The organism is Ramlibacter sp. (assembly GCF_035554825.1).
Taxonomy (GTDB): Bacteria; Pseudomonadota; Gammaproteobacteria; order Burkholderiales; family Burkholderiaceae_C; genus Ramlibacter.
The window spans coordinates 1-19,973 of record NZ_DATMHS010000023.1 but is presented as its reverse complement, the minus strand read 5'-3'; the positions used below and the strand labels follow the sequence as shown (position 1 = coordinate 19,973).

Genomic DNA, 19,973 nt, shown 5'->3' with positions numbered 1-19,973 from the left:
CGGGCCGTCACGGGGCGTGGTCGACACGCCCTTTTCTTTTCCACCGAGGCATCGAACATGGAAACACTCACCGATCGCGAGCAGCAGGTGCTGTCCTGGCTCGCCGGCGCGCACGACCAGATGCTCGACCTGCTGCGCCGGCTGGTGAACATCGATTCGGGCAGCTACTGCAAGCCCGGCGTGGACGCCGTCGTGGCGCAGCTGCGCGGCCACCTGGAGCAGCACGGCGTCGCCTGCCAGGTCCATCGCAACGAGAGCGCCGGCGACTGCATGCGCGCGGCGGTGCCGGGCGGCGCCGGCCGGCCGGTGCTGCTGATGGGCCACTGCGACACGGTGTTCGCCGAAGGCACGGCCGCCCAGCGCCCGTTCCGCATCGACGGCGACACGGCCTACGGCCCGGGCGTGGCCGACATGAAGGCCGGGCTGGTCGTCAACTCGTTCGTGCTCTCGGCCTTCGCCCGGGCCGGACTGCCGATGCCGATCGCGGCGCTGTACACGTCCGACGAGGAGATCGCCTCGCCGGCGTCGCGCGCCTTCATCGAGGCCAACGCGCGCGACGCCCGCGTGGTGCTCAACGGCGAGCCGGGCCGGCCGAGCGGCAACGTGGTGACCGGGCGCAAGGGCGCGATGTTCGTCGACTGCGAGGTCACCGGCATTCCCGCGCACTCCGGCGGCAACCACCACGAGGGCGCCAGCGCCATCGAGGCGATCTGCCGCAAGGTGGTGCAGCTGCACCGGCTCACCGACTACGAGTCGGGCACCACGGTGAACGTCGGCCTGATCAGCGGCGGCAGTTCCGTCAACACCGTCGCCCCGTTGGCCGCGGCGTCGATCGACGTGCGCTTCAAGACCCGGGAAGCGATGGACGACGTGCAGGCCAAACTGGCGGCGATCATCGCCTCGGTGGAGGTGCCGGGCACCTGCGCGCACATCCGCCAGCAGCGCTATTTCCTGCCGCTGGTGCAGTCGGCGGCCAGCCGCGCGCTGTTCGAGACCTATGTGGATTCGGCGGCCGCGCTCGGATTCGCGGCCGGCGGCGAGTTCAGCGGCGGCTCCGCCGACTCGGGCTTCACCGCCGCCGCCGGCATTCCGACCCTGTGCGGCACCGGCCCGGTCGGCGGCAAGGTGCACACCGCCGACGAATGGCTGAAGGTGAGCACCATGGTGCCGCGCGCGCAGGCGATCGCGCTGACCGCGTTGCGCGTACTGAAGAGTTCGTCATGACGTACGGCGCCGCGCCGGTGGGCATGCGCTGCGGGATAGCCCCGATGCTGCGGTGCAGCGTTTTCGCATACAAGAACAGGTCTTTTTCCGGAGCTCCCATGCGTATTCGTCGCCCTCTTCTCGTCTCCCTGTGCCTCGCCGCGGTCGCGGCCCTTTCCCTGCCGGCAGCCGCGGCCTATCCCGAGAAGCCGATCCGGCTGATCGTGCCCTCGGCGCCCGGCGGCGCGCCCGACGTGCTGATGCGCACCCTGGCCCAGCAGATGTCCGTGCAGATGGGCGTGCCCTTCGTCATCGACAACAAGCCCGGCGCCTCCTACGTCATCGGCACCATGGAGACGGTGAAGGCGCCGCCGGACGGCTACACGCTGGCCTACGGCAACATCGTCTCGCTGGCCACCAACCGCGGCCTGCTGCCCAACGTGCCGTACGACGTCGACAAGGACCTGACGCTGATCGGCAATTCGTTCAAGGTCGTCAACATGATGATCGTGAACAACGACCTGCCGGTGAAGAACGTCAAGGAGCTGATCGCCTACGCCAAGAAGAACCCCGGCAAGATCGCGTTCGGCTCCGGCGGCAACGGCACCACCGACCACCTGGGCGTCGAGCTGTTCAAGTCGATGACCGGCACCCACCTGCTGCACGTGCCCTACAAGGCGACCGTGGCCGCGCTCACCGACCTGCAGGGCGGCCAGATCCAGCTGATGATGTCCAACACGCCGATCGCCGGACCGGCGGCGCAGGCCGGCCGCGTGCGCGCGCTGGCGGTGTCGTCCAAGACCCGCTCGCCGTCCTATCCGGACGTGCCGACGCTGGACGAGTCCGGCGTGAAGGGCTTCGAGGTGATCTCCTGGGGCGGCCTGATGGGCCCGGCCAACATGCCCAAGGACGTGGTGGAGCGCCTGAACAAGGAAATGCGCGCGGCGCTGGCGAGCCCCGCCGTGAAGGATCGCTTCAAGGCGCTGGGCGCCGAGCCCGACGCCAGCTCGCCCGAGGAATTCCGCGAGCACGCCCGCCGCGAGACGGCGAAGTGGGCGCAGGTGATCAAGTTCTCGGGCGCCAAGCTCGACTGACGGCCCCGCTCCCTTGCCCGCGATCGGGCTGTGGGAGCCTCCTTCTTGAACGCAGCGAACGCAAAGGTGACGCAGGGAGCGCAAAGAACAGCCATTTGAAAGGCGGTTTGCTCTGCGTCCTCCGCGTATCCTTTGCGACCTCTGCGTTCAGGTATCTCTCGCCCCGTCTCCTCGGTGGGGCGGCGCATAGACCGATTCCATGCAACAAGACCACTACGACCTCCTCATCCGCCACGCCACCATCGTGGACGGCACCAACTCGCCGCGCTACCAGGGCGACATCGGCATCCGCGGCGACCGCATCGCCCGCATCGGCGACCTGTCGGCGGCCAAGGGCACGACCGAGATCGACCTGGCCGGCCGCGTCGCCGCGCCCGGCTTCATCGACGCCCACACCCATGACGACCGCGCGATGCTGTCCGACCCGGACATGGCGCCCAAGGTCAGCCAGGGCGTCACCACCGTGATCGGCGGCAACTGCGGGATTTCGCTGGCGCCGATGCCGCGGCCGATTCCCAACCCGGTCACGCCGCCGCTGAACCTGCTCGACAGCAAGGGCGAGTGGTTCCGCTTCAAGACCTTCGCCGAATACCTCGACGCGCTGCGCCGGCAGCCGGCGGCGACCAACTGCGCCATGCTGGTGGGCCACACGACGCTGCGCGTGGTCACGATGGACGACCTGGGCCAGCCGGCCAACCGGGAGCAGATCGCCAGGATGCGCGAGCTGGTCGACGAAGCGCTGGAAGCCGGCGCGATCGGCGTGTCCACCGGCCTGTTCTACGAGCCGGCGATCGCCGCGCCGACCGAGGAAGTGATCGAGGCCTGCCAGCCGCTCAAGGAGCACGGCGGCATCTACTGCACCCACATGCGCAACGAAGGCGATCGCGTGATCGATTCGCTGGAGGAGACCTTCCGCATCGGCCGCGAAGTCGGCGTGCCGGTGGTGATCTCGCACCACAAGGTGGTCGGCGAGAACAACCACGGCCGCTCCGAGGAGACGCTCGCCTTCATCCGCAAGAACATGGCCCAGCAGCCGATCTGCCTCGACTGCTATCCCTACACCGCCGGTTCCACGGTGCTGTCGGTCGACCGCGCCAAGGGCTCCGCCCGCACCATCGTCACCTGGTCGAAGTCGCTGCCGCAGTACGCCGGCCAGGACCTGTCCGACATCGCCGCGCAGATGGGCGTCAGCGAGGAAGAGGCGATCGGCCGGCTGCTGCCGGCGGGCGCCATCTACTTCCGGATGGACGAGAAGGACGTGCAGCGCATCCTCAAGTTCGACGAGACCATGATCGGCTCGGACGGCCTGCCGCACGACTCGTCGCCGCACCCGCGGCTGTGGGGCACCTTCCCGCGCGTCCTCGGCCACTACGGCCGCCTGCTCGGCCTGTTCGGCCTGGAGACCGCGGTCTACAAGATGACCGGTCTCACGGCCAGGAACTTCGGCCTGCCCGACCGCGGCGTGCTGCGCGAAGGCGCGTTTGCCGACCTGACGCTGTTCGACGCCGACCAGGTGGACGAAGCCGCCAGCTACGAGCATCCGATCGCGCCGGCGCGCGGCATCGAGCAGGTGATCGTCAACGGCGTGGTGGTGTGGCGCGACGGCCGCTCCACCGGGGCGCACCCCGGGCGCGTGCTCACCCACGCCAAGGCGGCGGCCTGAGTTTCGCGGTCGCCCGGCCCCGCTCAGGGGCAGGCCACGACCGCGGCGCGCCGCACGCCGGCACCGACCAGTTGCACGGCCCCGCCCGCGGCCAGTCCCACCAGCTGGCCGCGGCGGTGGAAGCTGATCCGGCGCGATTGGCCGGCCAGGCAGGCGTCGCTGGCCGCGAAGGCGCCCAGCAGGCGCAGCCGCTGCGGGTCGGCCGCGCCGTCCCAGGCGGGCCCCAGCTCCAGCGCCACCGTGCCGCCCTGTTCGCTCCAGGCGGCTCCCATGTCGGCCATGGCGGCCAGCACCTGCGTGGCATCGAGCCGGTCGCAGGCGACGGCGGAGGTGCAGCAGGCGGCGAGCAACAGGGCGGGAACGGTTTTCACGTGAGTCTCCGGCGTGCGTTGGGCGGCAAGCGAACGCTAGGTCGCCGGGCATCGATTTCCATGACCGGGGTCAAGCGCGGGCGGCTGGCCCGCGGTGGGGCTCGCCCATCCGTGGAGCGCGGCTTGTCCCTGCCGCCGCAGCGGCCGGCCCGGGCCGTGTAGTCTGGCGGCCATGAGCACCCACGGCCACGACCATCCGCACCCGCACGATCACGACCATCCGCCCGAGGCGGCGCCCTGGAAGCACGACGGCGTGCGCGTGATCCCCGGCAACCAGCTCGATGCCAACACCGCGCAGACGCCGGGCATGGACCGGCGCGCCGCCATCAATTTGGCCCGCGTCGGCGCGCAGAAGCTGTGGGCCGGCACGGTGACGATCCACGCCAATGCCAAGACCGGCGCCCACCACCACGGGCATCTGGAGAGCGTGATCTACATCGTCAAGGGCCGCGCGCGGATGCGCTGGGGCGAGCACCTCGAGTTCACGGCCGAGGCCGGGCCGGGCGACTTCATCTACGTGCCGCCCTACGTGCCGCACCAGGAGATCAACGCCAGCCCGAGCGAGGCGCTGGAGTGCGTGCTGTGCCGCAGCGACGGCGAAGCCGTGGCGATCAACCTCGACATCGAGCCGGCCGAGCCGCCCGAGCAGGTGCTGTGGGTCGATCCCACGCACCCGCGCGGCGGCGTGTAGGAAGCACCGGCCGCGACCGGCCGCGGAGCGTCGCTAGCGGAGATAGGCGTTGGTGGCGTACTCCTGCACCATGCGGTGGGTGTTGAAGTACGACGCGTTCAGCGCGACCGCCGACCGCATGATGTCCACCCACTGCTCGCGCCGCCCGTAGTACACCGGCATGATGTCGCGCTCGAGCTTGCGGTACAGGTCCTCGGCGTCCTGCCGGTTCACCTTGGCGGCGTCGGCCTTGCCCGCGTCGTAGCGGCCGGCCTCGGGCGAGCCGATCGACCAGCCGGTGAGTCCTTCGACGTGCCCCTCCAGCCACCAGCCGTCCAGCGTGCTGAAGCTCGGCACGCCGTTGTGCGCCGCCTTCATGCCCGAGGTGCCCGAGGCCTCCAGCGGGCGCTGCGGCGTGTTCAGCCAGATGTCGGCGCCCGCCACCAGCACTTTGGCGAGGTCCATGTCGTAGTTCTCCAGGTACACGATGGACACGTCGCCCGCCATCTTCCGGGAGACGCCCACCACGCGCTTGATCAGCTTCTTGCCGTCGACGTCGCGCGGGTGCGCCTTGCCGGCGAACACGAACTGCAGCGGCCCGGCGGCCCGGGCGATCTTGCGCAGCCGCTCGACGTCGCTGAACACCAGGTCGGCCCGCTTGTACGCGGTGGCGCGCCGGGCGAAGACGATGGTCAGCGCCTGCGGGTCGAGCGCCACGCCGCTGCGCTCGCGCACCAGCGCGATCAGCCGTCCCTTGGCCTCCTGGTGCGCGTCCCAGAACGCCTGGCGCGGGATGCCGATCGCATGGCGCAGCATCGCGGGGTCGTTGGACCAGCCCGGCAGGTGCCGGTCGTAGACCCGGCGAAAGCTCTCGCAGGTCCAGGTGGCCGAGTGCACGCCGTTGGTGATGTGGCTGATCGAGTAGCCGGGGAACATCTCGCGCGAGACCTCGCCGTGCCGCCTGGCCACCCCGTTGACGTAGCGGCTGAGGTTGAAGCCCAGCCGCGTCATGTTGAGCTCGTCGCGACCGCCCAGCATCTCCAGCAGCGAGCGCGGGATCCCGGGCGGCAGCACCTGCTCCAGCAGCTCGTGGTCGAAATGGTCGTGGCCGGCCGGCACCGGCGTATGGGTGGTGAACACGCAGCGGTTGCGCACGCTGGCGAAGTCAGGCGCGTCCCGGTGCCAATTGCCTTCGCCCAGCAGCTCCAGCACCAGCAGGCTGGCGTGGCCCTCGTTCATGTGGTACTTCTGCAGCCCGCCGTAGCCCAGCGCGCGCAGCATCTTCACGCCGCCGATGCCCAGCAGCACTTCCTGCGCCAGCCGGTATTTCTGGTCACCGCCATAGAGGTGGTGCACCAGCGCCCGGTCCTCGGGCGCGTTGCCTTCCAGGTCGGTGTCCAGCAGGATCAGCGGCACGTCGTGGCCGGTCTGGCCGGCGACGGTGTATTGCCAGGCGCGCACCTTGACCGTGCGGCGCTCGATCTCCAGCTCGATCGTCGCCGCCAGCGGCTGCACGAACTTCTCCACCTCCCACTGGACGGGCGCTTCCTTCTGGGTGCCGGCGGCGTCGAGCGACTGGTCGAAATAGCCCTTGCGGTACAGCAGCGAGACGGCCACCAGCGGCAGCCGCAGGTCGGCGCAGGACTTGAGCATGTCGCCGGCGAGCACGCCCAGGCCGCCCGAATAGATCGGCATGTCGGACTGCACCGCCACTTCCATCGAGAAGTAGGCGATGCGCCGCTGCGCCTTGTCCTGGTCGGCGCTGGAGGCCACCAGCGCGGGCAGGTAGCGCTCGGGTTGCGCGGCGAACTTCTCGCGGCAGTACGCCGAGCAGAAATACACGGGCTTTTTCTTGTAGTGCGCCGAGAGCCGACTGTCGGGCAGCACCGTCATGCCGCAAACGGGATCCGTCGCACTTGTTTTCACAACAAAAGCCTTTCTCGTTGGTTCGATCGCGGGCGGCTGGCCGCGCCGGTGCCGGACCGGCGCTGCCGCCGCGCGGAGGAGGAGGCACTATAGCTGCTGCCGACTGTTTCTTTGGGCGCCAGTGCCTTGCCCGGCGCGCCGTGCCGGCGTCCTGGCGGATCGGCCTGGCACCGGGCCGAACCCGGCCTTTTGACGCCGGCTTGCGCTAGCGCAAACGCCGCCGGCTTGAAGGTGCGCACAATATGCATGTTTCCCGCACGCCGGCGCCGCGACCCTCCGCGGCGGGCGGCTGCCTCGAATGGCCAAGAAATTCCCGATCAACCCCGCCCACCCCGAGCGCACCTGCTGGGGCTGCGACAAGTACTGCCCCGCCGACGACCTGCAGTGCGGCAACGGCTCCGAGCGCACCCAGCATCCGAGCGAGATCTTCGGCGAGGACTGGGACAGCTGGGGGCTCGATCCGGTGCGGCCGGAGCCGGACCCCTTGGCGCGCCCGGCCCGCAGCCCCGCTCCGATCAGCATCGTGCGCACCAAGGACTGAACGCGCGACCGGCAGAGCCGGCGGTCGCGCCTGGTTACGCCGGCACCCGCCGCCCGGCCGGATCGCGTACAACGCCGGCTGACCGGGCCGCTTCGCCGAAGGCCCGCGGAGAATCCATGCCCACGCGATCGAGTTTCCCCTTCCTCCTGGCCGCGGCCGCCCTGGCGCTCGCCGGCTGCGCCAACCAGCCCAAGGCGGTGTCCTGGGGCAAGTACCTGGTCTATCGCGACGCCGCCGGCGCGCCGACGATGCAGATCGACTACCCCTCCGAGAGCTTCTGCCGACAGGTCGAATCGGTCGCCAGCCGCAACGCGAAATGCGAACCCGACTCCACGGCCGCCAGGCTGCAGGCCCGCGCGACGCTCTGGTACAACCCGCCCGACCTGATGGTCGAGGCGCACTACGCCGACCTCGCCAACTGCCAGAAGGCCAATTCGCAGATGGCCCAGGGCGTGCATCTCGAAAAGCCCTGCACCGCGAAATAGCCCCGCACCGAGCAGGCGGGCCGGGTTAAGACAGCGATAAGACCGCCCTCCGACCATGGCGACTCCAGGAGTTGCCATGAACCATCCATTCCCTGAGCCATTGCCGGCGGCCGGTCGCGCCGCCGGCGCCTTGCTGCTGGCCGCGCTTGCGGCGAGCGGCGCCGGCGCGGCCACGCCGCAGGAGCTGCTCGCCGGCTATGCCGCCGAGGCCAGGGCGGCGCCCTCGCCCGCGCGCGGCCAGCAGTTCTTCGGCGCCACCCACGGCCGCGAGTGGAGCTGCGCGTCCTGCCACGGCGTGCCGCCCACCGCCGACGGCAAGCACGCGTCGACCGGCAAGCGCATCGCCGCGCTGGCGCCGGCCTTCGGCGCCGGCCGCTTCACCGATCCGGCCCGGGTCGAGAAGTGGTTCCGCCGCAACTGCAACGATGTCGCCGGCCGCGAATGCAGCGCCGGCGAGAAGGCCGACGTGCTGTCATGGCTGCTGACGCTCAAGCCATGAACGCGGCAGCCATGAGGATCCCAGCCGCCTTGCTGGCGGCCGTCGCGGCCGCGCTGGCCGCCGCCGCCCACGCCGGCGACGAGCACGCGCGCCCGGCCCAGCTCGCGCCTGCCTACCGGCAGGAATGCGGCGCCTGCCACCTGCCCTATCCGCCCGCCATGCTGCCGGCGGCATCGTGGCAGCGCCTGATGGGCAACCTGCAGCACCACTTCGGCGCCGACGCCTCGCTCGACGCCGCGACCACCCGGGCGCTGGCATCCTGGGTCGCCGCCAACGCCGGCACCTCGGGGCGCGTGCGCGCGGCGCCGCCCGAAGACCGGATCACCCGCTCCGCCTGGTTCGTCCGCGAGCACCACGAGGTGCCCGCCGCTGCGTGGCAGCGGCCGGCCGTCAAGAGCACCGCCAACTGTTCCGCCTGCCACGCGCGGGCCGCCGAAGGAGATTTCGATGAACACCGAGTCCGCATTCCGCGCTGAGGCGAGCGCCGACGCGCCGCGCCAGGTCCTGGTCTGGGACGCCCCGGTCCGGGTGTTCCACTGGCTGCTGGTGCTCAGCTTCGCGGGCGCCTGGCTCACCGCCGAGAGCGAGCGCTGGCGCCTGGCGCACGTGACCCTGGGCTACACCATGGCCGGGCTGGTCGCCTTCCGCGTCCTCTGGGGCCTGATCGGGACGCGCCACGCCCGATTCGCCAGCTTCGTGCGCGGCCGCGCCGCGGTCACCCGCTACCTCGGCTCGCTGGTGCGCGGCCGGCCCGAGCACCACGTGGGCCACAACCCGGCCGGCGCGCTGGCCATCGTCGCGCTGCTGCTGCTGGCCGTGGCCGTGGCGTTCACGGGCTGGGCCGGCTACCAGGAACTCGCCGGCCACTGGGTCGAGGAGGTGCATGAAGGGGCCGCGACCGTCATGCTGGTCCTGGTGGGCGTGCACGTGGCGGCCGTCGCCCTCAGCAGCTGGCTGCATCGCGAGAACCTCGTCGCCTCGATGGTGACCGGGCGCAAGGCGGCGCCGCCGGCCGCCGGCATCCGCAGCGCATGGCGCAGCGTCGCCGCGGTGCTGCTGGTGGCCGTGCTCGGTTTCTGGTGGCTGCAGTGGCAGGCGCCGGCCGCTGCCGGCCTGCTGGCGGGCCCGGCCCCGGCGTGGGGGAAAATGGCGGGCGACGACGAGGACGACTGAGGCCTCGTGCCGTCAGCCCACGCCGCGAACACGATGCGCATCCTGCTGGTCGAAGACGATCCGCTGCTCGGCGACGGGCTGCGCGCCGGGCTGCGCCAGCTCGGCTTCCAGGTCGACTGGGTGCGTACCGGCGACGCCGCCGAGCGCGAACTGCGCGCCGAGCCGTACGCCGCCGCCGTGCTCGACCTGGGGCTGCCGCTGCGGGATGGCATCGACGTCCTGACGGCGGTGCGCCGGGCCGGCGTGACCGTGCCGGTGCTGGTGCTCACGGCCCGCGACGCGATCGCCGATCGGATCGAGGGGCTCGACCGCGGCGCCGACGACTACGTCGTCAAGCCGGTCGACCTGCACGAGCTGGCCGCGCGCCTGCGGGCCCTGGTGCGCCGCGCCCACGGGCAACCCCAGGAACGCCTGGCCGCCAATGGCATCGTGCTCGATCCGGCCGGCCGCACCGTGCTGCGCGAGGGCGAAGCCGTGATGCTGCAGCCGCGCGAATTCGACCTGCTGCACGTGCTGATGCTGCATGCGGGACGCGTCCTGTCGCGCGAGCAGCTGGAGCAGCACCTGTACAGCTGGGGTCGGGAAGTGGAGAGCAATGCCGTCGAGGTGCACGTGCACCACCTGCGGCGCAAGCTCGGGGCCGGCCTGATCCAGACCGTGCGCGGCGTCGGCTACCTGATCGCCAAGGACGCGCCCGCGCCATGAGGCGGCCGCAGTCGCTGCAGGGCCGGCTGCTGGCGCTCGTGCTCGGCCTGGTGCTGCTGGTCTGGGCCAGCACGTCGGTCATGACCTGGGTCGACGCCAGGCACGAGCTGGACGAACTGCTGGACAGCCATCTGGCACAGGCCGCCGCGCTGCTGGTCGTGCAGCAGGCCGATCTCGAGGAGGCGCACGACGTGGACGCGCCATCGCTGCACCGGTATGCGCCCAAGGTGGCGTTCCAGGTCTTTCACGACGGCCGGCTGGTGCTGCGCTCGGCCAACGCGCCGGCGTGGCCGATGGCGGCCGGCGATCGCTTGCAGCAGGGCTTTCGCACCGTGTCGGTGGACGGCACCGCCTGGCGCGTGTTCGCGACCCACGGCGCCGAGCGCGACGTGCAGGTGTATGTCGGCGAGCAGGTGGCCTCGCGCGCCTCGATCCTGCGCGCCGTGTTGCGCAGCACCTCGTGGCCGATGCTGGTCGCCTTGCCGCTGCTGGCGCTGGCGGTGTGGTGGGCCGTCGCCCAGGGCCTGGCGCCGCTGCGCCGGTTGGGCCGCACCCTGGCCGAGCGCCCGGCGCACGACCTGCAGCCGGTGCGGATCGCCGATGCGCCGTCCGAAATGACGCCGCTGCTGGCCGCGCTCGACGGCCTGCTCGCGCGCATCGCCGAGCTGCTGCAATCGGAGCGCCGCTTCACGGCCGACGCGGCGCACGAGCTGCGCACGCCGATCGCCGCGATCCGGGCCCAGGCCCAGGTGGCGCTGGGCGAGCCCGACGACACGCTGCGGCGGCACGCGCTGGAATCGACGCTGGCCGGCTGCGATCGCGCCGCGCGGCTGGTGGAGCAGCTGCTCACGCTGTCGCGGCTGGAAGCGGAGTCGCCGGGTCCGCGGCAGCGCACGGAGCTGGCGCCGGTGGTGCAGCGCGCCGTCGCCGAAGTCGCGCCCAGGGCCGTCGGCAAGCAGCAGGCGATCGAGCTCGATGCGGCCCCGGGCTGCGTCGTGGCCGGCGACGAGGCGCTGCTGCAGGCGCTGGCGCGCAACCTGGTCGACAACGCGGTGCGCTACAGCCCGCGCGGCGCACGGGTGCAGGTGCGGGTCGCGCGCGACGGAGCACGGATCGTGCTGGAGGTCCAGGACAGCGGGCCCGGCCTGGACCAGGCGGACCGGCAGCGGCTGGGACAGCGCTTCTTCCGCGTGCCCGGCAGCGAGGAAAGCGGCAGCGGCCTGGGCTGGTCGATCGTGCGCCGCATCGCCGCCGCCCACGGCGCCGAGGTCTCGCTCCAGCGTTCGCCGGCGCTGGGCGGCCTCGCGGTGCGGGTCGCGTTCGCGGCGGCTGAGGGAAGTTCCGAATAGATCGCGGCGCGCGCGGCAGGATTGGGTCCGAGCTTCCCTAGAACGGCCAGTCGCCGCCCGGCCGGCCGGCCCCGGGCCGATGGGAGTTCGCATGCACGGCGCGCTGCAAGCGCGCCAGCGCCGCCTGCAGCAGGCGGTTGGCGTGGCGGTGCAGCCGTTTGAGCTGGGCCGCCTCGGCCAGCGAGGGCGGCTCGCCGCGGCCTTCGAGCGCCTGCATCGACTTGTCCGCCATGGCCCTGGCTGCGAGCGCGGCGACACGATCGGCAGCGCGCCATCGATCGAACCAGTCAGCAGCAGCCATACCGTACCTCCGCCACAAGAGCGAACTATTGTTCTCCTGTGTGACACCGATGCCCAGGCGGGCGTGCCGCCACCTTGATGGTCGTCAAGAAAGCAGACGGCGGCGCGCGGCAGCGCCGCCGTCGCGGGCGCCGGATGGGCTCGGAACCTGTGAACTTGTCACGGGCTCGACGCCCGCCGGCCACGGACCGCAGCGCCCCGGCGCAGGCCATGCCGCGGCGATGGCCCGCTTCGCGCCGCTGGCGCCCCGCCCTAGAATCGTCCGCTTCCATCGCACGCAGGCGCCACGTCATGACCATCGCTTCCGGCAAACGCATCATCGGCCCGGTGATCCGCCTCCATCCCAACGACAACATCGTCGTCGCGCGCCTGGACATGGGCATCGGCACCGAGGTGCCGGCGGAGCGCTTCGTCAGCCGCAGCCAGACCCCGGCCGGCTACAAGATCGCGGCGCGCCGGATCGCCAGGGGCGAGCCGATCCTGAAGTACAACACCACCGTCGGTTTCGCCAGCGCGGACATCGAGCCCGGTGCGATGGTCCACAGCCACAACACCGAATTCCGCGAGTTCGACCGCGACTACGCGCACGCCACCGAGTTCGAGCCGGTGCAGCTGCTGCCCGAATCCGGGCGCGCCACCTTCGCGGGCTACCTGCGCGAGAACGGCCAGGTCGGCACCCGCAACTTCATCGGCATCCTGTCGACCGTGAACTGCTCGGCCACCGTGGTCAAGAAGATCGCGGAGTGGTTCACGCCGGAGCGCCTGGCCGACTATCCCAACGTCGACGGCGTCGTCGCCTTCGCCCATGGCATCGGCTGCGGCATGGAGATGACCGGCGAGCCGATGCAGCTGCTGCGCCGGACCATGGCCGGCTACGCGCGCCATCCCAACCTGGCCGCGGCGCTGGTGATCGGCCTGGGCTGCGAGCGCAACCAGCTCCAGGGCCTGCTGGACCAGGAACAGCTCGCGCCCGGGCCCAAGCTGCACACCTTCGTGATGCAGGAAACCGGCGGGACCCGCAAGACGATCGAGGCCGGCATCGCGGCGGTCAAGGCGCTGCTGCCGGAGGCGAACCGGGCGCGCCGCCAGACCGTGCCGGCGAGCCACCTGTGCGTCGGCCTGCAATGCGGCGGCTCGGACGGTTTCTCCTCGATCACCGCCAACCCGGCGCTGGGCGCGGCGGTCGACATCCTGGCGCGCCACGGCGGCACCGGCATCCTGTCGGAGACGCCGGAGATCTATGGCGTGGAGCACACCCTGACGCGCCGCGCCGCCAGCCGCGCCGTCGGCGAGCAGCTGATCGAGCGGGTGCGCTGGTGGAAGGACGTGTATTCGCCCGGCCGCGACGTGCAGATCAACGGCCAGGTGAGTCCGGGCAACCAGGTCGGCGGGCTGGCCAACATCTTCGAGAAGTCGCTCGGCTCCTCGATGAAGGGTGGCACCGGTCCGCTGATGGCGGTGTACCGCTACGCCGAGCCGGTGACGGCCAAGGGCTTCGTGTTCATGGACACGCCCGGCTTCGATCCGGTGTCGGCGACGGGCCAGATCGCGGGCGGCGCCAACCTGATCGCCTTCACGACCGGCCGCGGCTCGATGTTCGGCTCCAAGCCGGCGCCGTGCATCAAGCTGGCGACCAACACGCCGATGTACCGCAAGCTGGAAGAGGACATGGACATCAACTGCGGCGAGATCCTGGACGGGACGGCCTCGGTGCAGGAGATGGGCCAGCGGATCTTCGAGCTGTTCCTGCGCACCGCCTCCGGCGAGCGCAGCAAGAGCGAGCTGCTGGGCCTGGGCGACCACGAGTTCGTGCCATGGCAGGTGGGGATCATGAGCTGAGCGGACCCAGCAGCCGGCGCCGACAGCACACCCGACAGCACACCCGACAGCACACCAGCAGCAAACCCAACAGCCGAACGCAGAGGCCGCAGAAGACGCAGAGGCCGCAGAAGAGAAAGAAGAAAAGATGGAAGAAAGAAGCTCGTTCTTTCCCTGTTCTTCCTGAATTCTTCTGCGACCTCTGCGTACCTTTGCGACCTCTGCGTTCGGCTGTTGGGTTACCGGAGGCCGCCGAAGAGAAAAATAATGGACGGAAGAAAAGAAGCTCGTTCTTTCTCTTTTCTCCTTGAATTCTTCTGCGCCCTCTGCGTACCTTTGCGACCTCTGCGTTCGGCTGTTGGGTTACTGACTGGCGTTCGGCTGTCGGGTTACGCCGGCAGGGCTCTCGCCGCGGCGGTAGCGGTCCGCCATCAGTTGCATCGGGCCGCCGACGTGCGTGAAGTAGGCGCGGTAGCCTTCGCACAGGTGGTTGTGCCGGCCATCGATGCCCGCGAAGCGGTGCTTGGGGCAGCCGCCGTTGCATGCGAACAGCACCGGGCAGGCATAGCAGGCCTCGGGCAGCCGGTGCGCCTTGTCCTGGCCGAACCGCGTCTGCTGCGCGCTCCCGGCCAGTTGCGCCAGCGGCTGCTCGTGGATCCAGCCGAGGCGGTGCTCGGGACCCACGTAGTGGTCGCATGAATAGACCGAGCCGTCGTGTTCGATCGCGAGCGCGTCGCCGCAGGTTTCGGCGTGGACGCACAGGCCGCCGGCAATGCCCAGCCATTTCGCCAGGCTCAGGTCGAACATGTCGACGTAGACCTCGCCCACGTCGCTGCGCACCCACTCGTCGAAGATCGCGATCAGAAAGCGGCCCCACTGGGCGCCGCTCACCGACGGCGGGGTGGCCGCGCCGCGCTGTCCCGGGCGCGGCTCCGCCACCGGGATGAACTGCAGGTGGCGCGAGCCGATCTCCTTGAGATACCGGTACACCGCCAGCGGCGCATGCGCGTTGGCCGCGCTGACGCAGGTGAGCGTGTTGAACGGCACCGCATGCCGTCGCAGCACCTCGATGCCCGCCTGCACGCGGGCCGAGGACGGGCGCCCGTTCGCGTCCACCCGCGACCGGTCGTGCAACGCCGGCGGCCCGTCGATGCTGATCCCCACCAGGAACCCGTTCTCCTTCAGGAAGGCGCCCCATTCGTCGTCGAGCAGCGTGCCGTTGGTCTGCAGGGTGTTCTCGATCCGCCGGCCGCGCCCGTGGCGGCGCTGCAGCGCCAGCGCGCGGCGATACCAGTCGACGCCCAGCAGCGTGGGCTCGCCGCCTTGCCAGGCGAAGACGACCCGCTCGCCGGGCTGGGCCTCGATGTACTGCCGCACGAACGCCTCCAGCGTCCGCTCGTCCATGCGGCGCGGCTGGCGCGGCGCAAACATCTGCTCCTTCTCCAGGTAGAAGCAGTAGTCGCAGCGCAGGTTGCATGCCGGGCCCGCCGGCTTCGCCATCACGTGGAACGGATGCGAGGCCGGGCCGCCCGCAGCGTCAGCCGTGCTGTTCAGCATCGGCAGCCACCCGGAAGCCGTAGTTGCTGGCCGAGCTGTCGGGCGTGTTGGAGCCGCGCGCCGCGACGCGGTAGCGGTTGCAGTAGGAGTCGTGGCACAGGAACGAGCCGCCGCGGCTGGACCGGCGGCCGGTTTCCTGCGTCTGCAGCGGATCGGCGGCGGCGGTCGCCCGATGGTAGTCGGGGCTGAACCAATCCGCGCACCACTCCCACACGTTGCCCGCCGCGTTGAAGAGGCCGAGGCCGTTCGGCGCGAACGAGCGCGCCGGCACGGTGCCCGGCTGCCAGCCCGGCGCCGGCTGGTTGGGAAAGGCGCCGCGCCAGATGTTGCACGGCGGATCGCCGCCCAACTCGTCGCCCCAGGGATAGCGCCGGCCCGCCAGCCCGCCGCGGGCAGCGAACTCCCACTCGGCTTCGCTGGGCAACCGCACGCCGGCCCAGGCGCAATAGGCCTGCGTGTCGTGCCACGACACATGCACCACGGGATGGTCCATCCGGTCGCGGATGTGCGATCCCGGGCCCGCCGGCCGCTGCCAGCAGGCGTCGGCGACCTCCAGCCACCAGGGCAGCCCCGACGGCACCTGGCGGATGGCCGCGCGCAGCGCCGGCGCCACCTGCAGGTAGAACACGAACGACGAGCCGACTTCCTCGGCCTGCGTGACGTAGCCGGTCGCGCGCACGAAGGCGCTGAATTCCGCGTTGGTCACCGCCGCCGCGGCGATGCGGAAGGGGCGCAGCGACACGCGCCGGGCCGGCCCCTCGCCGTCGGCCGGAAAGCCTTCGCGGTCGTCGGCGCCCATGGCGAATTCGCCGCCGGCCAGCGCCAGCAGCCCGGCCGCGGCACGCGCCGCGCCCACGCCTGCGCCTGCGGCGACCGGGCCGGCCGGCGCCGCCGCCGGCCGCGCCGGCACGCAGCAGGCATGGCCGTTCACGGCAGGTACGGGGCCTTGAAGTCGTCGCGCTCCCAGAACGCCGTCGGCACCTGCTGCTCGCGCAGCAGCTGGTCGATGCGCTCCTTGGGGATCACGCCGCAGCGCCTGGCCCACGCGTCGTACTGCGCCAGCATGTCCTTGACCCGGTCCGGATGCTGCGCGGCCACGTCGTTCAACTCGGTGCGATCGAGCTCCATGTCGTACAGCTCCCAGGGGTCGGGATACTTGCGCACCAGCTTCCACTTGCCGATGCGCACCGCGGCATTGCCCTCGTGTTCCCAGAACATCGGCGGCCGCGAGGGCAGTTCGCGGCTCAGCGCCGGCAGCAGGCTGTGGCCTTCCAGCGGCTCGATCGGCTGCCCTTGCCATTCGCGCGGGTAGGGCGTGCCCGTCACGTCCAGCACCGTGGCCATGATGTCGGGCAGGTAGCCGGGCGTGTGGCGGATCGCATTGCGCTGCCCGGTGCCCGCCGGCCAGTGCATGATCAGCGGCGTCGAGATGCCGCCCTCGTGGATCCAGTGCTTGTACAGGCGGAACGGCGAGTTCGACAGGTTGGCCCAGGCCCGCCCGTAGCTCTGGTAGGTATTCTCCGGCCCCGGCATCAGCGCCGGGTCGTTGCCGAACTGCACCGGCTCGCCGCCGCGGGTGCGCTCCTTGGCGATCATCAGCTTGTTCACCAGCTCGTCGACGGTGAGGTTGTCCGGGATGTCCTCGGCGCAGGCGCCGTTGTCGGACAGGAAGATGACGAGCGTGTTGTCCAGCTGGCCGGTCTCCTCGAGGCTGCGCAGGATCCGGCCGATGCCCTGGTCCATGCGGTCGATCTGCGCGGCGTACACCTCCATGCAGCGCAGCAGCCACTCCTTGTGTTGCGCCTGCGTCCACGCCGGCTGGGTCGGGTCGCGGTCCGTCAGCGGCCAGGCCCGGTCGAGGATGCCCGACTTCACCAGCCGCTCCAGCCGCTCCTCGCGCAGCTTGTCCCAGCCCTGGTCGAACCGCCCCTTGTACTTGGCGATGTCCTCGTCGTGGGCGTGCAGCGGCCAGTGCGGCGCCGTGTAGGCGACGTATTGGAAGAACGGGGTCCCCGCGTGCTCGCGCCGGTGGCGGCGGATGAACTCCACCGCGTTGTCGCTGATCGCGTCGGTGTAGAAGAAGCCCGGCGCCTTGGCCTCGTGCTCGATGTTGCTGTTGCCGCGCGTCAGCGTGTTCGGGTCGTAGAAGCTGCCGGCGCCGATGATGGTGCCGTAGAACTCGTCGAAGCCGCGCTGCAGCGGCCAGCTGTCGGTGGGCTGCGTCAGGTTACCCGCCACGTGCCACTTGCCGCTGAGGTAGCTGCGGTAGCCGCTGGCCTTGAGCGCCTCGGCGATGGTGACGCAGCGGCGGTTCAGGTTGCCGGCATAGCCTTCCGGGCCCATGTTGTAGGTCAGCACGCCGATGCCGGTCTGGTGCGGATGCAGGCCCGTCAGCAGCGAGGCGCGCGACGGGCTGCAGCGCGCCGTGTTGTAGAACTGCGAGAAGCGGATGCCGTTGCGTGCCAGCCGGTCCAGGTTGGGCGTCTCGACTTCGCCGCCGTAGCAGCCGATGTCGGAGTAGCCCATGTCGTCGTTGAGAATGAGCAGGATGTTCGGCTTGTCGGTCATGGAGTCGTCACCTTCGGTGGGTTGCTACTGGATGCGCAGCCCCGAGGCGCGGTCGAACAGGTGCGCGCTGTCGGGGTCGAACGAAAGGAACACGGCATCGCCTTCGGCCACGCCGGGGCGGGGACCGGCGCGCAGCTTCACGCGCCGGCCCTGCACGTCGAGGTCGACGATCGTGCTGTCGCCGTAGTCCTCGATCAGCTCCACCTGCGCCGGGATGCCTTGCGGCGCGATCCGCAGGTCGCCGGGCCGCACCCCCAGCGTCACGTCGCGGTCGGCGCGGCCGGCGCCGCCGGGCAGCGGCAGGTGGGTGCCGGCCACCAGCAGCTGGTCGCCGGCGAGCGCGCCCGGCAGCAGGTTCATCGGCGGCGTGCCGATGAAGCCGGCCACCGCCACGCTGGCCGGCTTCATGAACACTTCCTTGGGGGTGCCGGTCTGCACGATGCGGCCTTCCATGAAGATCGCCATGCGGTCGGCCACGGTCATCGCCTCTTCCTGGTCGTGCGTGACGTAGACGGCCGTGACGCCCAGCGAGCGCTGCAGCTTGCGCAGCTCGGCCCGGGTTTCCAGGCGCAGCTTGGCGTCCAGGTTGGACAGCGGCTCGTCCAGCAGGAACAGCCGCGGATGGCGCACGATGGCGCGCGCCAGGGCGCAGCGCTGCTGCTGGCCGCCCGACAGCTGGCCCGGGCGGCGATCCAGCAGGTGGCCGATATCGACCTTGTCGGCCGCCTCCCGCACCGCGCCGTCGATTTCCGCCTGCGGGCGGCCGACCATCCGCAGCGGAAAGCCGATGTTGCCGGCCACCGTCATGTGCGGATACAGCGCGTAGCTCTGGAACACCATGGCGACGTCACGCTCGCCGGGCTGGCTGTTGGTGACGTCGGCGCCGTCCATCAGCACGCGGCCGGCGTTGACCGGCTCCAGCCCGGCCAGGATGCGCAAGGTGGTGGTCTTGCCCGAGCCGGACGGCCCCAGCAGGGCGAAGAACTCGCCCGGGCGGATCTCCAGGTCGACCCCGTGCAGCGCCGTGAAGCTGCCGTGCTTCTTGACGACACCTTCGAGCCGGACGTTGGCGGACTGATTCATCGGCGGCCTCCTCCCTTCACGGCGCCCACCGTCAGTCCCTTCACGATGTGGCGCTGCGCGAGCAGCCCGATCAGGATCACCGGCGCCATGGCCAGCATGGCCCCGGCCGCCAGGCGCGCCCACTGGGTCTGCTCCACGGATATGAAATTGAACATGGCGACCGTGACCGGCCGCACGTTGTTGCCGCCCAGCACGACGGCGAACAGGAACTCGTTCCAGGCATTGAGGAACACGAACACGGTGGTGACGGCGATCCCGCCGCCGACCTGCGGCAGGATCACGTACCAGAGGGTGCGCAGCCGGCCGGCCCGATCGAGCAGCGCGGCCTCCTCCATCTCGTATGGGACGTCCTCGAAGTACGAGACCATCAGCCAGACGGCGAACGGCAGCGAGAAGGTCAGATAGATCGCCGTCAGGCCGCTGTAGCTGTCCAGCATGCCGATCTTCTGCAGCACCAGGTAGTAGGGAATGATCAGGCCCACCGGCGGCAGCATCTGCGTGGCCAGGACGTAGAAGCCGGACAGCTTCTTGCCTGGGTAGCGCAGCCGCGCCAGCGCGTACGCCGCCGGCACGGCCATCAGCATGGTCAGCACGGTGGAGGCGGTCGCCACGACGATGCTGGACCACAGGTTGGGCAGGATCGAGGAGGTGCCGAACAGCACCTCGCGGTAGTTGTCCAGCGTCGGCTGGAACAGCCAGACCGGCGGATAGGCGAGCACGTCGCGCTCGGTCTTGAACGACGTGAGCAGGCCCCAGACCACCGGGAAGGCCCAGACCGCCAGCATCAGGCCGGCCACGGCCGCCAGCGCCATGCGCCGCAGTGCGCCGCCTTTCACCTGGCCCTCCGCAGGCGGAACATGAAATACGAGACCGCCAGCGTGATGCCCAGCAGCACCATCGCCAGCGACGCGCCGTAGCCCAGGTTCAATTCGGTGAACGAGGTGCGGTACGCGTACAGGTTGAGGATC

The 19,973-nt window shown here is 70.7% G+C and carries 20 protein-coding genes; 12 read left to right on the top strand and 8 right to left on the bottom strand.

Features of this window, described 5'->3' with window-relative positions:
• Positions 1 to 57 precede the first annotated feature (57 nt).
• The 3 genes from VNT59_RS02045 to VNT59_RS02035 all read left to right on the top strand — a co-directional run bounded on the left by VNT59_RS02045 (position 58) and on the right by VNT59_RS02035 (position 3,960).
• Positions 58 to 1,224 (top strand): M20 family metallopeptidase, encoded by a 1,167-nt coding sequence (locus VNT59_RS02045; protein ID WP_325496128.1) that lies wholly within the window; start codon positions 58 to 60, stop codon positions 1,222 to 1,224.
• A 98-nt stretch (positions 1,225 to 1,322) separates the two neighbouring features.
• A complete protein-coding gene (locus VNT59_RS02040) occupies positions 1,323 to 2,297 on the top strand; it encodes a tripartite tricarboxylate transporter substrate binding protein (RefSeq protein ID WP_325496126.1) in 975 nt (324 codons plus the stop codon).
• Between the two features lie 199 nt (positions 2,298 to 2,496).
• Entirely contained in the window at positions 2,497 to 3,960 is a 1,464-nt protein-coding gene (locus VNT59_RS02035; protein ID WP_325496125.1) for a D-aminoacylase, read from the top strand.
• A 23-nt stretch (positions 3,961 to 3,983) separates the two neighbouring features.
• Here the strand turns inward: VNT59_RS02035 and VNT59_RS02030 are convergent, their stop codons facing one another.
• Entirely contained in the window at positions 3,984 to 4,331 is a 348-nt protein-coding gene (locus tag VNT59_RS02030) for a hypothetical protein (RefSeq protein WP_325496122.1), read from the bottom strand.
• A 172-nt stretch (positions 4,332 to 4,503) separates the two neighbouring features.
• Here VNT59_RS02030 and VNT59_RS02025 point away from each other — a divergent pair, with 172 nt between their 5' ends.
• Positions 4,504 to 5,022 (top strand): cupin domain-containing protein, encoded by a 519-nt coding sequence (locus tag VNT59_RS02025; RefSeq protein ID WP_325496120.1) that lies wholly within the window; start codon positions 4,504 to 4,506, stop codon positions 5,020 to 5,022.
• Between the two features lie 33 nt (positions 5,023 to 5,055).
• Here VNT59_RS02025 and glgP read toward each other — a convergent pair whose 3' ends face one another.
• Positions 5,056 to 6,927 carry an alpha-glucan family phosphorylase gene (gene glgP / locus VNT59_RS02020; RefSeq protein WP_325496118.1) on the bottom strand — a complete coding sequence of 624 codons (1,872 nt, stop codon included), beginning with the start codon at positions 6,925 to 6,927 and terminating at the stop codon, positions 5,056 to 5,058.
• A 298-nt stretch (positions 6,928 to 7,225) separates the two neighbouring features.
• Between glgP and VNT59_RS02015 the strand changes: the two genes are divergently transcribed.
• The 7 genes from VNT59_RS02015 (at position 7,226) to VNT59_RS01985 (ending at position 11,679) form a co-directional block, all read left to right on the top strand.
• Positions 7,226 to 7,468, top strand: a complete 243-nt coding sequence (locus tag VNT59_RS02015) for a DUF3079 domain-containing protein (protein ID WP_325496116.1) — start codon at positions 7,226 to 7,228, stop codon at positions 7,466 to 7,468.
• Positions 7,469 to 7,584: 116 nt separating this feature from the next.
• Positions 7,585 to 7,953, top strand: a complete 369-nt coding sequence (locus tag VNT59_RS02010) for a hypothetical protein (RefSeq protein ID WP_325496114.1) — start codon at positions 7,585 to 7,587, stop codon at positions 7,951 to 7,953.
• Between the two features lie 76 nt (positions 7,954 to 8,029).
• Positions 8,030 to 8,452, top strand: coding sequence for a DUF1924 domain-containing protein (locus VNT59_RS02005; RefSeq protein ID WP_325496112.1), 423 nt, complete (start codon positions 8,030 to 8,032; stop codon positions 8,450 to 8,452).
• An 11-nt stretch (positions 8,453 to 8,463) separates the two neighbouring features.
• Entirely contained in the window at positions 8,464 to 8,928 is a 465-nt protein-coding gene (locus tag VNT59_RS02000; RefSeq protein WP_325496110.1) for a diheme cytochrome c, read from the top strand.
• On the top strand, positions 8,900 to 9,625 hold the full coding sequence (locus VNT59_RS01995; protein WP_325496108.1) for a cytochrome b/b6 domain-containing protein: 726 nt from the start codon (positions 8,900 to 8,902) through the stop codon (positions 9,623 to 9,625). The genes VNT59_RS02000 and VNT59_RS01995 overlap by 29 nt, the downstream gene beginning before the upstream one ends.
• 33 nt (positions 9,626 to 9,658) lie before the next feature.
• Positions 9,659 to 10,330, top strand: coding sequence for a winged helix-turn-helix domain-containing protein (locus tag VNT59_RS01990; RefSeq protein ID WP_325496231.1), 672 nt, complete (start codon positions 9,659 to 9,661; stop codon positions 10,328 to 10,330).
• Positions 10,327 to 11,679, top strand: coding sequence for an ATP-binding protein (locus VNT59_RS01985; RefSeq protein WP_325496106.1), 1,353 nt, complete (start codon positions 10,327 to 10,329; stop codon positions 11,677 to 11,679). Before VNT59_RS01990 ends, VNT59_RS01985 begins: the two co-directional genes overlap by 4 nt.
• Positions 11,680 to 11,716: 37 nt before the next feature.
• Here VNT59_RS01985 and VNT59_RS01980 read toward each other — a convergent pair whose 3' ends face one another.
• Complete coding sequence (locus tag VNT59_RS01980) at positions 11,717 to 11,980, bottom strand: hypothetical protein (RefSeq protein WP_325496104.1); 264 nt, start codon at positions 11,978 to 11,980, stop codon at positions 11,717 to 11,719.
• 290 nt (positions 11,981 to 12,270) lie between these two features.
• On the opposite strand from VNT59_RS01980, the gene VNT59_RS01975 reads away from it, so the two are divergent.
• Positions 12,271 to 13,818, top strand: a complete 1,548-nt coding sequence (locus VNT59_RS01975) for an altronate dehydratase family protein (RefSeq protein ID WP_325496102.1) — start codon at positions 12,271 to 12,273, stop codon at positions 13,816 to 13,818.
• 342 nt (positions 13,819 to 14,160) lie between these two features.
• Here the strand turns inward: VNT59_RS01975 and VNT59_RS01970 are convergent, their stop codons facing one another.
• Genes VNT59_RS01970 through VNT59_RS01950 form a run of 5 tightly spaced genes read right to left on the bottom strand, consistent with a single transcriptional unit; the run spans position 14,161 to position 19,841 of the window.
• Entirely contained in the window at positions 14,161 to 15,354 is a 1,194-nt protein-coding gene (locus tag VNT59_RS01970) for an anaerobic sulfatase maturase (protein ID WP_325496101.1), read from the bottom strand.
• Positions 15,335 to 16,285 carry a formylglycine-generating enzyme family protein gene (locus VNT59_RS01965; protein WP_325496099.1) on the bottom strand — a complete coding sequence of 317 codons (951 nt, stop codon included), beginning with the start codon at positions 16,283 to 16,285 and terminating at the stop codon, positions 15,335 to 15,337. The genes VNT59_RS01970 and VNT59_RS01965 overlap by 20 nt, the downstream gene beginning before the upstream one ends.
• Complete coding sequence (locus VNT59_RS01960) at positions 16,282 to 17,922, bottom strand: arylsulfatase (protein WP_325496097.1); 1,641 nt, start codon at positions 17,920 to 17,922, stop codon at positions 16,282 to 16,284. Before VNT59_RS01960 ends, VNT59_RS01965 begins: the two co-directional genes overlap by 4 nt.
• A gap of 24 nt (positions 17,923 to 17,946) precedes the next feature.
• Positions 17,947 to 19,005, bottom strand: coding sequence for an ABC transporter ATP-binding protein (locus VNT59_RS01955; RefSeq protein ID WP_325496095.1), 1,059 nt, complete (start codon positions 19,003 to 19,005; stop codon positions 17,947 to 17,949).
• Positions 19,002 to 19,841: a carbohydrate ABC transporter permease gene (locus tag VNT59_RS01950; protein WP_325496093.1), complete on the bottom strand. Its 840-nt coding sequence runs from the start codon at positions 19,839 to 19,841 to the stop codon at positions 19,002 to 19,004. Before VNT59_RS01950 ends, VNT59_RS01955 begins: the two co-directional genes overlap by 4 nt.
• Positions 19,842 to 19,973 lie beyond the last annotated feature (132 nt).

Coding starts and splice junctions, on each gene's coding strand:
- VNT59_RS02045 (WP_325496128.1), top strand. CDS start 58: ATGGAAACACTCACCGATCGCGAGCAGCAGGTGCTGTCCTGGCTCGCC.
- VNT59_RS02040 (WP_325496126.1), top strand. CDS start 1,323: ATGCGTATTCGTCGCCCTCTTCTCGTCTCCCTGTGCCTCGCCGCGGTC.
- VNT59_RS02035 (WP_325496125.1), top strand. CDS start 2,497: ATGCAACAAGACCACTACGACCTCCTCATCCGCCACGCCACCATCGTG.
- VNT59_RS02025 (WP_325496120.1), top strand. CDS start 4,504: ATGAGCACCCACGGCCACGACCATCCGCACCCGCACGATCACGACCAT.
- VNT59_RS02015 (WP_325496116.1), top strand. CDS start 7,226: ATGGCCAAGAAATTCCCGATCAACCCCGCCCACCCCGAGCGCACCTGC.
- VNT59_RS02010 (WP_325496114.1), top strand. CDS start 7,585: ATGCCCACGCGATCGAGTTTCCCCTTCCTCCTGGCCGCGGCCGCCCTG.
- VNT59_RS02005 (WP_325496112.1), top strand. CDS start 8,030: ATGAACCATCCATTCCCTGAGCCATTGCCGGCGGCCGGTCGCGCCGCC.
- VNT59_RS02000 (WP_325496110.1), top strand. CDS start 8,464: ATGAGGATCCCAGCCGCCTTGCTGGCGGCCGTCGCGGCCGCGCTGGCC.
- VNT59_RS01995 (WP_325496108.1), top strand. CDS start 8,900: ATGAACACCGAGTCCGCATTCCGCGCTGAGGCGAGCGCCGACGCGCCG.
- VNT59_RS01990 (WP_325496231.1), top strand. CDS start 9,659: ATGCGCATCCTGCTGGTCGAAGACGATCCGCTGCTCGGCGACGGGCTG.
- VNT59_RS01985 (WP_325496106.1), top strand. CDS start 10,327: ATGAGGCGGCCGCAGTCGCTGCAGGGCCGGCTGCTGGCGCTCGTGCTC.
- VNT59_RS01980 (WP_325496104.1), bottom strand. CDS start 11,980: ATGGCTGCTGCTGACTGGTTCGATCGATGGCGCGCTGCCGATCGTGTC.
- VNT59_RS01975 (WP_325496102.1), top strand. CDS start 12,271: ATGACCATCGCTTCCGGCAAACGCATCATCGGCCCGGTGATCCGCCTC.
- VNT59_RS01970 (WP_325496101.1), bottom strand. CDS start 15,354: ATGCTGAACAGCACGGCTGACGCTGCGGGCGGCCCGGCCTCGCATCCG.
- VNT59_RS01960 (WP_325496097.1), bottom strand. CDS start 17,922: ATGACCGACAAGCCGAACATCCTGCTCATTCTCAACGACGACATGGGC.
- VNT59_RS01955 (WP_325496095.1), bottom strand. CDS start 19,005: ATGAATCAGTCCGCCAACGTCCGGCTCGAAGGTGTCGTCAAGAAGCAC.